The sequence below is a fragment of the Paenibacillus pectinilyticus genome (assembly GCF_001700435.1).
In the GTDB taxonomy this organism is placed as follows: domain Bacteria; phylum Bacillota; class Bacilli; order Paenibacillales; family NBRC-103111; genus Paenibacillus_E; species Paenibacillus_E pectinilyticus.
This window is the reverse complement of record NZ_LYPC01000028.1, coordinates 866,316-882,253: the sequence shown is the minus strand read 5'-3', so window position 1 is coordinate 882,253 and position 15,938 is coordinate 866,316. Positions and strand designations below refer to the sequence as shown.

At 48.4% G+C, this 15,938-nt stretch carries 14 protein-coding genes; 8 read left to right on the top strand and 6 right to left on the bottom strand.

The genetic code is table 11. The features are described 5' to 3' along the window. Positions 1–521: 521 nt before the first annotated feature. Positions 522–653 (bottom strand): hypothetical protein, encoded by a 132-nt coding sequence (locus A8709_RS35565; RefSeq protein WP_279615908.1) that lies wholly within the window; start codon positions 651–653, stop codon positions 522–524. Between the two features lie 383 nt (positions 654–1,036). Between A8709_RS35565 and A8709_RS31410 the strand changes: the two genes are divergently transcribed. Continuing rightward, positions 1,037–1,711 (top strand): phosphatase PAP2 family protein, encoded by a 675-nt coding sequence (locus A8709_RS31410; protein ID WP_065858663.1) that lies wholly within the window; start codon positions 1,037–1,039, stop codon positions 1,709–1,711. Continuing rightward, the gene (locus A8709_RS31405; protein ID WP_065858661.1) at positions 1,708–2,886 is read left to right on the top strand and encodes an MGDG synthase family glycosyltransferase; all 1,179 of its coding nucleotides are present in this window, start codon (positions 1,708–1,710) and stop codon (positions 2,884–2,886) included. The genes A8709_RS31410 and A8709_RS31405 overlap by 4 nt, the downstream gene beginning before the upstream one ends. A gap of 83 nt (positions 2,887–2,969) precedes the next feature. Here the strand turns inward: A8709_RS31405 and A8709_RS31400 are convergent, their stop codons facing one another. Together A8709_RS31400 and A8709_RS31390 are read right to left on the bottom strand one after the other, a co-directional pair. Beyond that, positions 2,970–3,878, bottom strand: a complete 909-nt coding sequence (locus tag A8709_RS31400) for an ArsR/SmtB family transcription factor (protein ID WP_065858659.1) — start codon at positions 3,876–3,878, stop codon at positions 2,970–2,972. A gap of 943 nt (positions 3,879–4,821) precedes the next feature. Beyond that, positions 4,822–5,472, bottom strand: coding sequence for a PDDEXK family nuclease (locus A8709_RS31390; RefSeq protein ID WP_065858655.1), 651 nt, complete (start codon positions 5,470–5,472; stop codon positions 4,822–4,824). A 147-nt stretch (positions 5,473–5,619) separates the two neighbouring features. Here A8709_RS31390 and A8709_RS31385 point away from each other — a divergent pair, with 147 nt between their 5' ends. Continuing rightward, positions 5,620–7,116 (top strand): sialate O-acetylesterase, encoded by a 1,497-nt coding sequence (locus A8709_RS31385; protein WP_065858653.1) that lies wholly within the window; start codon positions 5,620–5,622, stop codon positions 7,114–7,116. 96 nt (positions 7,117–7,212) lie between these two features. Here the strand turns inward: A8709_RS31385 and gdhA are convergent, their stop codons facing one another. The 3 genes from gdhA to A8709_RS31370 all read right to left on the bottom strand — a co-directional run bounded on the left by gdhA (position 7,213) and on the right by A8709_RS31370 (position 10,058). After that, positions 7,213–8,583, bottom strand: a complete 1,371-nt coding sequence (gdhA, locus tag A8709_RS31380; protein ID WP_065858651.1) for an NADP-specific glutamate dehydrogenase — start codon at positions 8,581–8,583, stop codon at positions 7,213–7,215. Between the two features lie 250 nt (positions 8,584–8,833). Beyond that, positions 8,834–9,319, bottom strand: coding sequence for a DUF2798 domain-containing protein (locus A8709_RS31375; RefSeq protein WP_065858803.1), 486 nt, complete (start codon positions 9,317–9,319; stop codon positions 8,834–8,836). A gap of 154 nt (positions 9,320–9,473) precedes the next feature. Then, the gene (locus tag A8709_RS31370) at positions 9,474–10,058 is read right to left on the bottom strand and encodes a P-loop nucleotide/nucleoside kinase family protein (RefSeq protein WP_065858649.1); all 585 of its coding nucleotides are present in this window, start codon (positions 10,056–10,058) and stop codon (positions 9,474–9,476) included. A 187-nt stretch (positions 10,059–10,245) separates the two neighbouring features. On the opposite strand from A8709_RS31370, the gene A8709_RS31365 reads away from it, so the two are divergent. The 5 genes from A8709_RS31365 to A8709_RS31345 all read left to right on the top strand — a co-directional run bounded on the left by A8709_RS31365 (position 10,246) and on the right by A8709_RS31345 (position 15,930). Continuing rightward, positions 10,246–11,106: a 4'-phosphopantetheinyl transferase family protein gene (locus A8709_RS31365; RefSeq protein ID WP_065858647.1), complete on the top strand. Its 861-nt coding sequence runs from the start codon at positions 10,246–10,248 to the stop codon at positions 11,104–11,106. A gap of 75 nt (positions 11,107–11,181) precedes the next feature. Beyond that, positions 11,182–12,786, top strand: coding sequence for an AraC family transcriptional regulator (locus tag A8709_RS31360; RefSeq protein WP_065858645.1), 1,605 nt, complete (start codon positions 11,182–11,184; stop codon positions 12,784–12,786). Between the two features lie 100 nt (positions 12,787–12,886). Then, positions 12,887–13,891, top strand: a complete 1,005-nt coding sequence (locus tag A8709_RS31355; RefSeq protein WP_065858643.1) for an ABC transporter substrate-binding protein — start codon at positions 12,887–12,889, stop codon at positions 13,889–13,891. A gap of 10 nt (positions 13,892–13,901) precedes the next feature. Then, a complete protein-coding gene (locus A8709_RS31350) occupies positions 13,902–14,909 on the top strand; it encodes a FecCD family ABC transporter permease (protein ID WP_065858642.1) in 1,008 nt (335 codons plus the stop codon). Further along, positions 14,902–15,930 (top strand): FecCD family ABC transporter permease, encoded by a 1,029-nt coding sequence (locus A8709_RS31345; RefSeq protein ID WP_065858640.1) that lies wholly within the window; start codon positions 14,902–14,904, stop codon positions 15,928–15,930. Before A8709_RS31350 ends, A8709_RS31345 begins: the two co-directional genes overlap by 8 nt. Positions 15,931–15,938 lie beyond the last annotated feature (8 nt).

Genomic DNA, 15,938 nt, shown 5'->3' with positions numbered 1-15,938 from the left:
CCCAGCGCTCTTTGAGCAGCTATATTATCAGCGGGTGGCTTAACTTAGTGACGTCTACTTTCTTGACAGAAGAGCATTCCTCCATCTATTTTCGCTCGAATCAGCTATTTTATTAATTTAGATGGATTACATGTAGCTAATTTCATCCATATCAAGGATTATGGGCTATCTGCCCCAAATTAACTGGAGGTTTTCCATCAATTTGATAATTTGAGCAAGATAAGCTGAAATTAACTACAGGAAATCCAGTTAGTTGGCTATCGCCGTACGCGAGCGGGGGCTGCGAGTGCTTTTTTTTCAGCCCGCAGCCGGCGCATCACCTATTTATTGCCGTACTCATCCCCGCGCCACACTCAAAGCCCGCCCAACCTGCATATCCCTGCGCCGCGCGCGAACCTGCACGCTACTCGTTCATCCCTGCGCCGCCGCGGCCCAACCTGCCACGCTACTCGTGCATCCCTGCGCCACGCGCCAACCTGCACGCTACTGGCTCATCCCTACGCCGCGCGCGAACCTGCACGCTACCCGTTCATCCCTACGCCGCGCGCCAGCCTACGCCCTAGCCGCACATTCCTGCGCTCCACCCCAGCCGTATCCCCGTCCTTTACATCAAGCCATCTACACGCCTCCCATCCCCCCAACACTGACCACACCTTCCTCCCTCTTTTTAGCATTGTTTTCACCCTACTATCCCCCACTAAACACACTTATCCACAAACTTACCCACACTATCAACATGTCCACAAAGTAGGCTGTGCATAAGATTTTACAATCTTTATACACATATCCACAAGTTACTTTATCCACAGGATGAAGCGGGTAAGTTTATCCTAAGACATGACAGTGATTTTCACAGACATAGGAGGTCAAATCCTCACATAAAATCCAACTATGCACTACTTTTGTGGGACAACTCCGTCTTTGGTCTAGGTTTTTTCACGACCTTTGGCTAATGAAAGACAGTACCTTGGTGCGTTCAGCAAGTGGCGAAACTCCTTTATGATGAAGATAACGTAAAGGAGAGCGAGGATTTTACATGAAGACGAAATCGTGGGTGTCATACCTACTAGCATGTAGTGGGCTTCTTCTGATACCATTAGTAGGACTCATTTATTTACATTTAAATCAAAATGATGGAACAGCATACAGCCTAATGACGGATTTGGATCGACAGATTCCTTTTATCAAAAGCTTCGTGGTCCCGTATTTATCCTGGTATGGTTTTCTTGCCGTAGGATTTCTATACTTGGTGTATCGGGATCGCAAGAATTATATAAGAACGCTTATAGAATTTATTATAGGTTTGCTTTTGTGTTATAGCGTCTATGCTATATATCAGACAACAGTTCCTCGACCGGAAGTTGCAGGCAGTGATTGGGTAAGCCGAACAGTCCAGTGGGTGTATCGCTCGGATGAGCCGTTTAACTGTTTTCCAAGTACACATGTGTTAACCGCTTATCTATTAATGAAAGCCTATCTCCGATCGACGCTGATTGCGAAGAGATACAAGTTCGTGGTGGCGATAATGGGGGCATTGATTATTGTCTCGACGCTATTCGTTAAACAGCATGTGCTGATGGACATCGTGGGTGCAGTGCTAGTAGCGGAAGGAGTCGTCTATATCATAGAACGAAGTAGAAGCGTGTGGTTGAAAAAATCGCTAACTGCAGATGCGCGGCAAGATAAGCTCGAGAGGGGACTAAAGCAATGAGAAGAGGAAAGCTTTTAATACTGACGGGCAGTCTGGGCGATGGGCACAATAAGGCAGCACAAGCGATTTTAGAAGCGACGCGTTTGTATAAGCCAGATATGGATGTCAAAGTGGTTGATTATTTGGCATGGACGCATCCGTACCTGCATGGAGTGGGCAAATATTGCTATATGCAATGGGTAAAAAGCTTACCTTCTGTGTATGGTTTTTTATATCGCAAGACCAGACATGATACTGCATTATCCCATATGTTCAAAAAAATGAAATCGTTCAGCACCGATCGCATGCTGGCATTGTTAGAGGAAGAGGGGCCCACGGAGGTCGTGTGCACGTTTCCAGGAGCTGCAGCAGCTATGTCCTATCTAAAATGTAACGGCCTTACGACGGTGCCGACCGTGACGGTTATCACCGATTACACGGATCACAGCTACTGGATCCATCCAGGGACGGATAAGTATCTAGTGGGGGCTGAGCATGTGAAACAGGCGCTGCTGCGCTATGCGATCCCTGAGCAACGCATTGTTGTAACAGGCATTCCGCTGCGCATGCCCTTCACCCAGACCTATGATCGTGCCAAGCTGCGCGACCAATATGGCTTGCATCGCGACATGCCGACGGTCCTCGTAATGGGTGGCGGTCATGGACTGATCGGCAAGTCGTTCAAATCCGTTCTGCAATCGGATGATCTGGCGGTGCCCGTGCAATTTGTTTTCGTGTGCGGTCGCAATGAGAAGCTGAAGCAACATCTGGAGGAGGAATTCGGCGGATCAAAAACGCAACATCACGTCATGGTCACCGGATTCGTCGATCATGTGCATGAGTTGATGGCACTGTCCGATTTGATCGTGACGAAGCCAGGCGGACTTACCATATCCGAAGCGCTTGCGCTCGATCTGCCGATGATGCTCTACAAGCCGATTCCCGGCCAAGAGCAGGCGAACGCGGCCTATCTGGTTGGCATTGGCGCAGCTGTCGAGGTGAAGAAGGCGGCGGAGCTGAAAAGCCAACTGCTGGATGTCATCGCGAACCAATCGGTTTTGCGTAAGTTAAAACGAAACGCACAGATGAGTCATCGCCAGCCGGATGTGCTTCGCACGGTGAATGCGATTTTCGAAACGGAGCATCACTATCTGCCGGCTCAGGAAGGCTTACAATTTTCATATGCGAATGTTTAAAAATATGCCCTTTCTTCCTCCCTTTTTCGGTGTGGAAAATGGGCTTTTTTTTATGGGGATTGGCTAGAGAGCGGAATAACCCATTATTTATCCTCTTGCATCGTCACAATGATATCCTGCGCGTAATTGCCAAAGCTTTTCCCGAAAAGTGTAACCCCGCCACAATTCACAGCCGTTTCTAAGGACGCAATGCGGAAATGAATATCTTGCGAAAATAAAATATGGAGATCGTGAATCGTAGTCGCTGAGATTTGCGTGCCATCTAGGAAAGAACCCTGCGGATTCACCGTAATAATTTTCAACAGGCCATGCTGGGTGTTGCCATTTCCCCACCAATCCGGAGAGTGTACGCCTCTGTGCTTGCCGAAGTCACCAGGACAAGTCCACTGACCGAGGCATTTATCGTTGATCGAAAACGAAATATCCGAAGGCCAATTCTCGTTATAACCAGGAGCCTCCGAGCAGATTTCAAACGAGATCTCCAGTGAGCGAAGCTTCTGGTTACTATGAAAAAAATTCGGGATGCGGTACTCGACATAGCCGCTGCCGAACCAAAGGATGCCCGCTTGCACATGCTGCGGATCCGCAAAATACCGCGGATCATCCAGCACGCCAATCAACTGCGTTGGCGACGCCAAGCCGCACGTTGGCTTCACGTCGAAGGCCGAATACTGGCCGATGGGAATCGCAACCGTCGTTGTCGGGTGCTCATATTGTTTTTTCGGCTTGAACTGCAGGGTGGCTTGCTCAAGCTGCAGGTAACAGATCTTCTGTGTGCCGCGCACACCGGTCACGTTCTCCGAACGGACAATACCAGCCTGTTCCAGCTTCTGAATGTGCTTCGTCACGATCGCGGACGAAATCTCCAGCCGCTGGGACAGCTGTTTGATATTTAACGGTGCTTCGCCTAGGAGTTCAATCATCTTCACACGAGTCTCCGAGGAGAAGCATTCTAGGAAGGGCATATTTTTGGCGGAAACGTCAATTTGCATAGGGGAACCTCGACTTTACAGGCATAGTTTCTATCATTGTATAACTTGTAGGTTATTTAAACAACTTGTTTGTGATAAACCTCGAGCCCTCACAAAAACCTCTGCTCAGTCCCGACTCTGAACCCCTGAATCCGGAATCTGACTCTCGACCCAACCAAACAGAACCCAGACCGAGACCCGGACCCGGACCCAGACCCAGACCGAGACCGAGACCGAGACCCAGACCCGGACCCAACCAAACCGAACCAGAACCCGGACCAGCCCCTTATCCTCTTTATATGCGTCTATGTTGGGGGTACCTAGGTCAACCAACTTAGCTAGTTTGAAATATGTGAGAGTAACGGACGCTGAATGATGTAACTGTTGCGCAGGGTGTGGGTGAAAAGTAGCTACCCTTGAGATGTTGTATTTACTACAACATTATTCGTGTTTTCTAGGCCAAGCGCTCTCCATGTTGTATTTACTACAACATTATTGGGCGTATAGTCAGAAAATAGCCCGAATCAGCCAATCATGTTGCAGAAAATGCAACAAAAATGCTCAATCGTCCATTTTCCTGCCATAATGTTGTACATAATACAACTTGCGAGATTGAAGCGGCAGTTGCTGTTGACGCAGCACTTGTAGTAAACATGGCAGCAGTTGCTGTTGACGCAGTGCTTGTAGTTAAACATGGCGGCAGTTGCTGTTGACTCAGTGCTTGTAGTTAAACATGGCGGCAGTTGCTGTTGACTCAGTACTTGTAGTAAACATGGCGGCAGTTGCTGTTGACTCAGTGCTTGTAGTAAACATGGCGGCAGTTGCTGTTGACTCAGCACTTGAAGTAAACATAGCAGCAGTTCTTGTCTTAGTGGACGTAGCAAACTTGGCGTCTGTTACCGAGTTCTGTGCCTACCCCATAGCAAAAACCCGACAAAATACCAACTCATACCAATAATCGCTGTCAAGCGCCGTCGTTCAGCTCATAATGCCGTGCATAAGCACCGCTGCCTGTCTTAGTAAGGACTCCTTTCGCAACTAGGCTGCCTAACCATTTCCGTGATGTGCGGAAGTTAACTTCGTAGAAGCTGGTAATATCCTTTGGGCGGATCGGTCTGCTGAGGTTGATGGCCATCCGTAGGACTTCTTTTTCTTCCGGAGTCAGTGAGGGCGCGGCAGATTGGCGTATAAGATGAGGGCCGATCACCAGCTGTAGTAGCATTTGGCACACTTCGGGACGGTTCTGAATATCGTCAAAGGAGAAATGAATCATTCGCCAGCCCATCCCCGTGAGGAACGTGTCGCGATTCAGCGCATAGCTGAACTTCTCGCGATCCATGTCTTTGATGTGACTCTGGAATCCGTCGCACTCAATCCCAAAACGCCCAGATGATGTAAGGTAAGCGAAATCGAGGAATTGAGATTTCCGATTCCAATCGTAGATCTCATACTCGGGATGCAGATTATCAAAACTTTCGAATAGCGGCCACCATACCTGCTTCAGGAACAGCTTTTCAGCATAGTTATGCCCGCGAAGCAATCGTCCTCTGCGTTCGCCAGCCCGACGTGTTAGATGACACTCTATAAAAGCAAGATGAGCATGTTCAAATGACATTTCGCGACAGTGCCTCCCTTTGCAAAAATAAAAAACGTCCCTCAGCCCCATTGGGCAGAAGGACGTTCTTCGTCTACAAATAGTGTAACATGTTGGATGAAATATGAGCTATTATTATTTTAAATATAACGAAAACGAGGTGTAAAGATGAGCAACCGCTTTCAACTGCATGCCCTCTTCTCGGATGGCATGATTTTGCAGCGAAATCAAGAGAATCCAATCTGGGGGACAGGCCCTGATGGCATGAGGCTAAACCTGGAATTCCAAGGACAAACGCTCTCAGCTGTCATCGAAAACGGCACATGGCAAGCGATGTTGGCATCATCGGAAGCGGGAGGACCACATACGCTGACCGTCCACGCTGACGGCCAACTGCTAGCGACAATCCAAGATATCTACGTTGGCGATGTTTGGTTAGCTGGTGGACAATCCAACATGGAGTGGAAGGTCAGTGATACGTCGCACGCCCAGTCTGACATTGAGGCAGCTTATTTTCCGTTGATACGACATTTTGTGGTACCACGTCTAGAGTGGGAAGATCCTGCTGCACCAGCTGAACCTATGATCGCAACGTGGAAAAAGGCGACGCCTGACAATGTTCCGGACTTTTCAGCGGTTGCTTATCATTTTGCTCAACATATTCAGGCTTCAGAGGGTGTACCGATCGGGATTGTCGGATGCTATTGGGGAGGGACCTCGGCCGCTAACTGGGTGAGCGAAGCAACTTTAAACGAACAGCCAGAATTACAAGTATATTTGGAATCGTTTGCAGAGCAGGTGAAGGACTTCGATTGGGCCGCTTTTGAAATCACTCGTCAAGCTTACGTTCAAGCCACATCTGATTATGAGACACGCAAAGCCGCTGGGGCAAGTAACGAGGAGCTTGGGAGCTACCCTTGGCCGCCTCCAGTCAGCCCACACAGCTTTGTGAGACCTAACGGGCTGTATGAAACGATGCTGCTTAAACTGGTGCCTTACGGGGTTAAGGGGTTCATTTACTATCAAGGAGAAAGTGATGCCGATCGTGCCACGCTGTATGACAAGCTGCTAACAGGGCTCATCCACAACTGGCGTTCACTTTGGCAAAAGGAAACCCTGCCGTTTCTCTTCGTTCAACTTCCCGCGTACTGTGCGGACGGTGATCCTGATGGGAAATCGTGGCCGCTGCTGCGCGAATCTCAAACGCTCGTGAACGAGCGCGTTCCACATACGGGCCTAGCAATCACGTTAGATTGCGGAGAACGCGACGATATTCATCCGCGAGATAAGCGTACCGTCGGCTACCGTCTAGCTTTAACCGCGTTAGAGCATGTCTATGCGAGAGAGATTGCGAGCTCAGGTCCGCAATATCGCGAACTGCAGATCGAGGACGGGCGAATTGTGCTCCATTTTGACCATACAGAGGGTGGATTGGCTCTAAGCGGGGATGGTGACCAACTGATCGGTTTCCAAATCGCTGATGAAGAGGGGCCTTATGTAGCTGCTGAGGCGAGCATTGTGGGGAATACCGTCGTGGTAGGGCATCCAGATGTGGCTAAGCCGATAAAAGTGCGATACGCTTGGACCAATTACACCGAAGCCAACTTGGTGAATGGTCGGGGCTTACCAGCTGGGACCTTCCGCACGCTGCGCGAAAATAGATGATGGCATTTTAAGAGGAAAAAAAGCGTCTCTATTCCGATGGAAAGAACCGGAGCAGGGACGCTTGTCTGATCAATTTATTTGATAATTGCGATTTGTTTAAACAACGCCTTGTGCTATCATGGCATCGGCTACTTTTTTGAAGCCTGCAATATTGGAGCCTACGACGAGATTACCCGGGTGGCCGTATTCCTCTGCAGCTTCAACGGCACTTCTGTAAATATTTTTCATAATCGCATGCAGCTTATCGTCCACCTCATGGAACTGCCAGGAGTATCTCATGCTGTTTTGGGACATTTCTAGCGCCGATACGGCAACGCCGCCAGCATTCGCTGCCTTAGCCGGTCCGAATAACACACCTGCTTGCAGGAATACGTCAATCGCTTCCAAGGTAGATGGCATATTAGCACCTTCGCCTACTGCTTTTACCCCGTTGCGCACAAGAACTTTCGCCCAATCCTCATTAATCTCATTCTGTGTTGCGCTAGGAAGCGCGATGTCGCATGGAATGGACCAAATACCATCACAACCCTCATGATAAGTTGCGGTCGGATGCTCCTTAACGTACTCGCTGATTCTCGTTCTCTCCACTTCCTTCAACCGGCGAACCGTCGCTAGGGAGATACCGTTTTTGTCATAAATGTAGCCGTTAGAGTCGCTGCAAGCAACAACCTTCGCGCCAAGCTGTATAGCCTTCTCAATGGAATAGATGGCAACGTTGCCGGAGCCGGAAACGACGACAGTGCTTCCCTCGAAGCTAAGACCCTTGGAATTCAGCATTTCATTTACAAAGTATACACAACCATATCCAGTCGCCTCGGTACGTCCTAAGCTCCCGCCATAGATGATCCCTTTACCTGTTAACACGCCAGCCTCGTAAGCACCGCTAATACGCTTATACTGACCGAACATATAACCAATTTCACGTGCGCCTACGCCAATGTCTCCAGCAGGTACGTCAGTGTCTGGACCAATATATTTGTAGAGCTCTGTCATAAAACTTTGGGTAAAACGCATGACTTCATTATCGGACTTTCCTTTAGGATCGAAATCAGAGCCGCCTTTGCCGCCGCCGATGGACTGGCCTGTAAGGGAGTTCTTGAAGGTTTGTTCGAATCCAAGAAATTTAATAATACTTGCATTCACGCTGGGATGAAAACGTAAACCACCTTTATAAGGCCCGATTGCACTGTTGAATTGAACACGGAAACCGCGGTTCACGCGAGTGACCCCTTGGTCATCGACCCATGGTACTCGGAACGTAATTAGACGCTCAGGTTCTACAAGCCGCTCGAGAATACCGTGTTTCATATACTTAGGATGCTTGGAAAGAATGGGAGTTAACGACTCAAGGATCTCTTTAACAGCTTGATGGAATTCAGTTTCATTCGGGTTGCGTTTGACTACGGTTTCGTAAATACCATGTACATATTCCCTTGCAACTATCTCGTTGTCCACTTGACTTAACACCTTCTCGTCCACCTTCACAATTCAAATATAATAAAAAGTTATTATTATAGTTTTACCTTATTCCAGCCAATTGAGCAATAAAAATTAACATGTCATGTAAGCTTACTCCGAGATGTTAAACAAGTGCCCATAAGGTTTTAGAATATTCTTGCTTTACAGAAGATATGAGAAAAGGCAGGAGAACCCATGCTAGGGATCCCCTGCCTTCTTCGATTTATTTCGGGAATGATAGTTATCCATTTAATGGATGTTAGCTTAAAGAAGATTTCAGTCTTTCTTTAACAAATTTTACAAATACATACCGAACCAGCGGCCCTACAATGACGAGTTGAAGAGGAAAAGCAAATATAAAGTTTTTGAACAATAAAGAAAAATAATTTTCAAGCAAGGACTCTCCAATAAGGCTGTCAGAGATGTAGGCATTCAGCAATCCATAAAGTGACATACAGAGGACCATGCCACTCACCATACAAAAGGCAAGCGAGAGAATCACGAATACCTTCTTAGACTTGTCGTAGGGTAAGGAGAAAGCACCTTTTTTGGCCACGGGGCCAACAATAAATAATTCTAATAAAGCCGCAATAATAAAAACGAGGATAAGTTGAGTAAGTATTTCGCTCAAGGATATCCGACCAAGCAAGTCATGTGTAAATAAATTATAAAATGTCATAAATACGACCATCCCAAAGCACATCATCAATCCGAAATAAACATTTTCTTTCTTCGTTGTTGGCAACATTCATCATCCCTTCTGGTTCTCCTTTGTAAGTATAGCGATAGAAAGAACCTCCTCATAAGTGAACACTCTGTGAACAATCTGAGTGGGGGGTGACGTTTTCCGCAGTAAGTAAATGATTTGAATCACACATATGACATGTCGTCAGGTCGTATTAAGCCAAAATGAACTTCGCTAACTCCGCTTCGCGCTCATCCGTCAAAGCCTCCGAATTGTCCCAATATAGCAGGGACGACGCTTCCATCCGCCAAGTTACCTCTCTACGCTGCAGTGATGGGCGGAATTGCTCCCAATTGTCCAATTTCCAAACGTCCAAAGATGACCCTCTCTCACGAATGCGCGCTTGATAGGCTTCCTCGCTAGGCAAATATACATAGATTACGCGAACACTGACATCATGGACCGAAGCGCCGATCCGTGCCAGCTCACCTTCAAGCCACAGAGGCTCCCCCTGCTCCTTAGTAAAAGGTCCGATCACGATCGCATCCTGATCCACCGACAGCTGCTCCAGCGCAGCATCCATCGTAATGCGATACCCCAGATCTCGGCAATGTGCCTTATAAAAAGGGGAATCGCGATCACTCGGATCTTGCCCGGCAAGAGTCATAATCGCTTCTGCCGCGGGGCGGAGCAAGGTGTCCATATCCAAGAAGGCCCCGCCATGACGGCGTGCCCAAGCTTTGGCCAGCGTTGTTTTGCCTGCACCTGCAGGGCCGATGAAAAAGATTAATTTACGCATGCAGCGTACCTCCGAAATATGCTTTAAAGGGCTTGTTCCATTGATTGTATCATAGAAGATGCACGGATTCGTATCAGTAGAAGCGACTCGTTAAGACAAGTTCTGAAGAATTTCCTTTTACATCTACCAGCAGGAATTAAATTATAGAAAGAGAATGAGTAACGGGTCTATGCAATGTTAGGCTGTCATGAAATCAAATGAGGTGATCACCATCGCACATGTATATATATTGCCAGTAACGTCGATTTCACTAGAAGATGTAGCCGAAGGGCTCAATTACATTTCGGAAGAGAAGCGGGCACGCTTGCATCGTTTTCGCCGCAGGGGGGACCTGATCCGCGGATTATGGGCGGACTTGCTCCTGCGCTGCACGATTATCGAAGATCTGCACATGGACAATGCTCAAATTCAATTTGAGCTCAATGCTTATGGCAAGCCACGGCTCAGCGGCGTGAGTGACTACCATTTTAACGTGTCGCATGCGGGAGAGTGGGTCACTTGTCTGGTAGACAGCGAACCCGTTGGGGTCGATGTGGAGCAGGTACAAGCCTTCGACGAAGGGATTGCGCAATCCTATTTTGCACAGGAAGAATATCGCTATGTGATGGAAGGCGCGGACAGCGAGGAGAAGCAGCAGCGTTTCTATCAGATTTGGACAGCCAAAGAAAGCTACATCAAAGCTGTTGGCAAAGGGCTTTCACTGCCGCTGCAGGACTTCTCGGTCATGACCGCAGATGGAGTGGAGGGGGTTAAGTGGCTAGGAGACGAAGTGTGGCAGTTCAATTCCTTTAAGTTGGATCAGCACGCAAAGTTGCCTCCGGATTTACACATAGAACTTCCCTCGGAGCAGCACTTGGAACTGATCTCAGATATACCCTCAGACGTGCCCACGAACCTGCGCCAACAAGCACTCTCCCCTAGGCCCTCTAACGCTTACACAGCGCGCTACTTCCTTACAACCTGCTGCAAACCAACGGCCAATCGACTGGAGCCAGTGCAGCTTACCCCAAGCCATCTTTTAGCAAAATTAAGGTCTGCCAATCGTTGACAGATCTTCTCTTCCTATGTTAAATTTTATACTGATAATGATTCTCATTTTCATAAATGAAAGGGGCTTGCTACCTTGTCTGAAGTACTTACTAAGGATGAAGACACGTTCCTTTGCCTTGATCATACATGGCTTAAATTCCGTACTGCACAGCTTGTGCAAGAGGGTAAGTTGGCGCAGCAGTTTGTTTCTTCCTATTGCATACTGGTTGTGAAGCATGGCGAGGGCCTTCTAACGATCGATTTGCAAACCTACCATGTGCAGTCGGATACGGTGCATGTGGTGGTCCCTGGCCAAACGGTCGGTTTTTGCGAGGAATCGGGGGAGAAGCCTGAGCTGTATATGATCAGTTTTGACGTTCTGGGAGAGGCTCAGCATGAGGGGGATTTTCCGCTGCGCGGAGAGCTTTCGGTTCATTTTGAGAGTACACTGGTTCAGCTCTGTGAACAACTCTGCCTGAGCAGCCGCAGCGAGAGCGCCATGGAACGATTTCGAGGGCAATCGGTGTTTCACGAACTCGTATATTGGCTGATGACACATATTCGTCTGCAGCCGAAATCCGATTCGCGAGCCGCTATGGACCGGACGAAGAGCTACATCGAAACCCATTTTCACGAAAGTATGACGATTGAACAGCTGGCGCGAATGGCCGAAATCAGCTCCAAATATTATGTGAGTTTATTCAAAAAAACGTACGGCAAAACCGCCATCGACTATTTGACGGAAGTCCGTGTAAACATGGCGAAGCAGTTGATGCTGCAGGCAGATGTGCGTTTGAAGGATGTTGCCTTCCAGGTGGGGTACAATGATGAGTTTTATTTTAGCCGCATGTTCAAAAAAGAGGTTGGGGTCTCGCCGACGGTTTATTTGAAGAACCGCCGCCAGCGGATCGTGGCCTATTCGGCGAATGTGCTTGGTCAATTGCTCGCGCTCAAAATCATGCCCTATGCAGCCCCCTTGCACCCCAAATGGACATCGTATTACTACAATAAATATCGGACGGATATCCCCATGCATTTAAGTGGTTACCGTTTTAATGAAGATTGGGAAACGAATGTGGAGGCACTGGAGGATAGTCAGGTGGATTGCATCATTAGCACAGACCAGCTAGCCGCCCAGGAGAAGGAGCGCTTATCGAATATTGCTCCCGTGCATATTGTCCCTCTTTACGAACAAAGTTGGCAGGAGCAGCTCCACGCGATCGCGCAGATCGTAGGCGCTTTAGATGAAGCTGTTGTGTGGATCAGTGGATACAATCGCAAGGTTAAGCTGTTGCGTGAACGACTGCAGGAAGAGCTTCGGAATGATAGCGTAGTTATCGTAAGTTTATTCAATAACCGTTTCTTCTTATTTCCAACGCAAGGAATGAGAGATGCTTTCACGGACTTAGGTTTGCAATCCCCTCACAGTATGAAGGGATATGCAGATAACCAAAGCCTAACTATAGAAGAGTTAGCTGAGCTCGATATGGATCACTTGCTGCTCAATATTCGGCAGGAATCCGAAACCCTTCAGCACTGGGAACGCATTCGAACATCTAGGTCATGGCAGGATTTGAAAGTGGTACGTAGAAATCGGGTTCATCATATCTCTTCTGATCCTTGGAGAGAGTACTCGGCCTATGCGATGGAACGGATGGTGGCAGATATTGAAGATCATCTATGTGACAATCGTACATGACAACTTCCGTATATTGTCCATGTTCGCAGTGGGCATCTTCTTTTATAATTTAATGAGAATGATTATCATTCGTAATGGATAGAGAGGGGATTTAAGCAAAATGAAAAAGTTAGCAACAATCGGAATTACGGCTATGGTACTGGTAGGATTAACGGCATGTGGGGGGAAATCGGAAACTGCTCCTGCAGCAGCGGGCACAACAGCGCCAACTGCCTCAGTGGCACCTACAGTTGCACCCACGGCAACGCCTTCAGGACCAAGAGTCATCAAATACGTAGGTAAAGAGTATACCGTTCCTGGTAAAGTAGATAAGCTTGTTATTACAGGTGCGCTAGAATCCTTGGAAGATGCTTTGTTATTGGATGTAAAACCAGTAGGAGCCCTGACAGTTGGCGGGAAATTCCCAGCGGTATTCGCACCGATTACGGATAAAGCAGAAGGCGTTGGTGAGAAAGCTCAGCCGAACATGGAAACCATTTTGAAGCTGAAGCCTGATGTGATTCTAATGAGTACGAAATTCCCAGCAGAGACGATTGAGAAAATGGGCAAAGTAGGTCCAACCATCCCGGTATCTCATATTGCGACGGATTGGGAGAATAACCTGAATTTACTCGCTGAGTTGACAGGTAAACAAGATAAAGCGAAGCAAGTGCTTGATAAGTACAAAACAGATTCAGCAGCGCTGAAAGCGAAAATCGGTCCTATTTTCAAAGACAAAAAGGTATTGGCAATTCGTGTACGTGCAGGCAGCTTATTCATTTTCCCAGAGGATGTCTTCTTTAATCCATCGATCTATGCCGAGTTAGGTGCAACGGTTCCACCGGAAGTCAAAGCAGCGAAAGCACAGCAAAACATTTCACTTGAAAAGCTTTCCGAGATGAATCCGGATTACTTGATCGTTGAATTCTCTGAGGAAGAGAATAAGGATACACCGAAAGTGTTTGAAGATCTGAAGAACAACCCTATTTTCAAAAACATTAATGCCGTTAAGAATGGCCAATTGTATACGAATCTAGTAGATCCGTTGTTACAAGGTGGTACGGCTTACAGCAAAATTAAATTCTTAGAAGCAATCAACAGCTCTAAGCTAGTTGCGGCAAAGTGAGTGTAATGCGATGAAATGGAGAGTACCCGCACCCACCCTTATCTTTTTGGCAGCTCCTTTCGCGGTGTTTTTCACGATTGTCCTGTCCATTTCCTATGGGGCCAAGAGTATTGATATGAGTCGGATCATCGAGGCTTTTGTCCATTTTGATACGAACAATGTCGATCATCAAATCATAATGCACGCTAGACTGCCGAGGGTTATCGGAGCGCTGCTTGTCGGCGCTTTCCTTGCGGTGTCGGGCGCTCTCATGCAGGGGATGACCAGAAATTATCTGGCATCCCCTTCAATCATGGGCATATCCGATGGTTCGGCTTTTGCTGTCACTGTGTGCATGGTTATTGCACCTTACTCCTCGATGATGACGATGATTATGGCTTCTTTTGCCGGCTCGGCGCTCAGTATTACTATTGTGTTCGGATTGGCTTCCCTATTACCAGGAGGATTGTCCCCGGTGCGCTTGGCGATTCTAGGAACGCTGATTGGGACATTTTTAAGCTCGGTATCTGCTGCTATTGCGATGTATTTTCAAGTTTCGCAAAATATTAGCTTCTGGTATAACGCCCGTCTGCACCAATTGGATCCACAGTTGATACTACTGGCGGTTCCTTTTGGCGTTGTGGGGCTCGGCTTGGCGATGTGGATGTCGAAGTCGGTGACGATCTTCTCGCTAGGGGATGAAATTGCCGTTTCGCTGGGTCAGAAAACAACGCAAGTTAAGTTATTAACGACATTAAGTGTCGTGCTGCTGACAGGAGTTGCGGTAGCGATCGCCGGCAAAATAGGATTCGTAGGCTTGCTGGTGCCGCATATTACCCGTTTTCTGATGGGCCTCGATTACAAATGGATTATCCCTTGCTCGGCGGTTATCGGCGGTGTTTTCTTGGCGCTCTGCGATGTGCTGAGCCGCTTCCTGAATTATCCGTTCGAGATGCCGATCGGCGTCGTGACCGCCATTCTGGGCGTTCCGTTCTTCCTCTATCTCATTCGCACGCGAGGAGGGGAGTCTCATCGATAAAAGAAATGATCGACGCTATGCGTTTCAGGTAGCTTTGGGGATTGCACTCTTACTATTGGTGGCATATATCTCGCTGACCAATGGGGCTTTCGATATCACGCTCGGAGATGTGTTTAAGACCTTACTGCGTATTGATCCGCAGCATGATTATGATCTGGTCATTCTGGAGTTTCGACTCCCACGGATCGTCATCGCACTTTTGGTCGGTGCAGGCTTGGGCATGGCGGGAACGGTCGTGCAGAGCCTAACGAGGAACAACTTGGCGGACCCCGGCATTCTTGGCATTAACGCGGGAGCGGGGATGGCGATGGTGATCTTCCTTTTCTTCTTCCAGGGGAAGGTAAAGGGAACGGGCTGGGCGGCGATTCTGGCTATGCCAGTTGTCGGCTTAGTTGGCGGGCTCGGAGCAGCGCTTCTCATCTATCTCTTCTCGCAAAAGGATGGACGCTTAGACTCGCAGCGGCTGCTGCTTTCGGGGATTGCGATTGCATCGGGCTTGTCGGCAGTGACGGTATTCATTACGCTCAAAATGAATGCCAAAGATTTCGAGATGGCCGCCGTCTGGGTATCCGGCAGCATTTATAGTGCGAACTGGAAGTACATCGTCTCGATGCTTCCATGGTTGATCCTGTTGACGCCAGTTCTCGTCTGGCGTTCCCTTGTGCTGGATGTGTTCCAGCTCAAGGAGGAGAGCGTCCGCGGGCTCGGCGCAGCCGTGGACAAGGAGAAGGCGATCCTGCTGCTGAGCAGCATCGGTATTGTCAGCGCCTGCGTATCCGTCTCCGGCGGCATCGGCTTTATCGGCCTCATGGCGCCGCATATTGCCCGCCGGCTCGTCGGCGGCACGCATCGTCGGCTGCTGCCGGTCAGCGCCATCGTCGGCGCGCTTTTGGTGATGGTCTCCGACTTCATCGCCAAAATGGTGTTCGCGCCGGTGGAGATGCCCGTCGGCGTCGTCATCGCCATCATTGGCGTGCCGTATTTTGTATGGCTGCTGTATCGGAATAAGCAGCGGAGATAAGGAAGTTG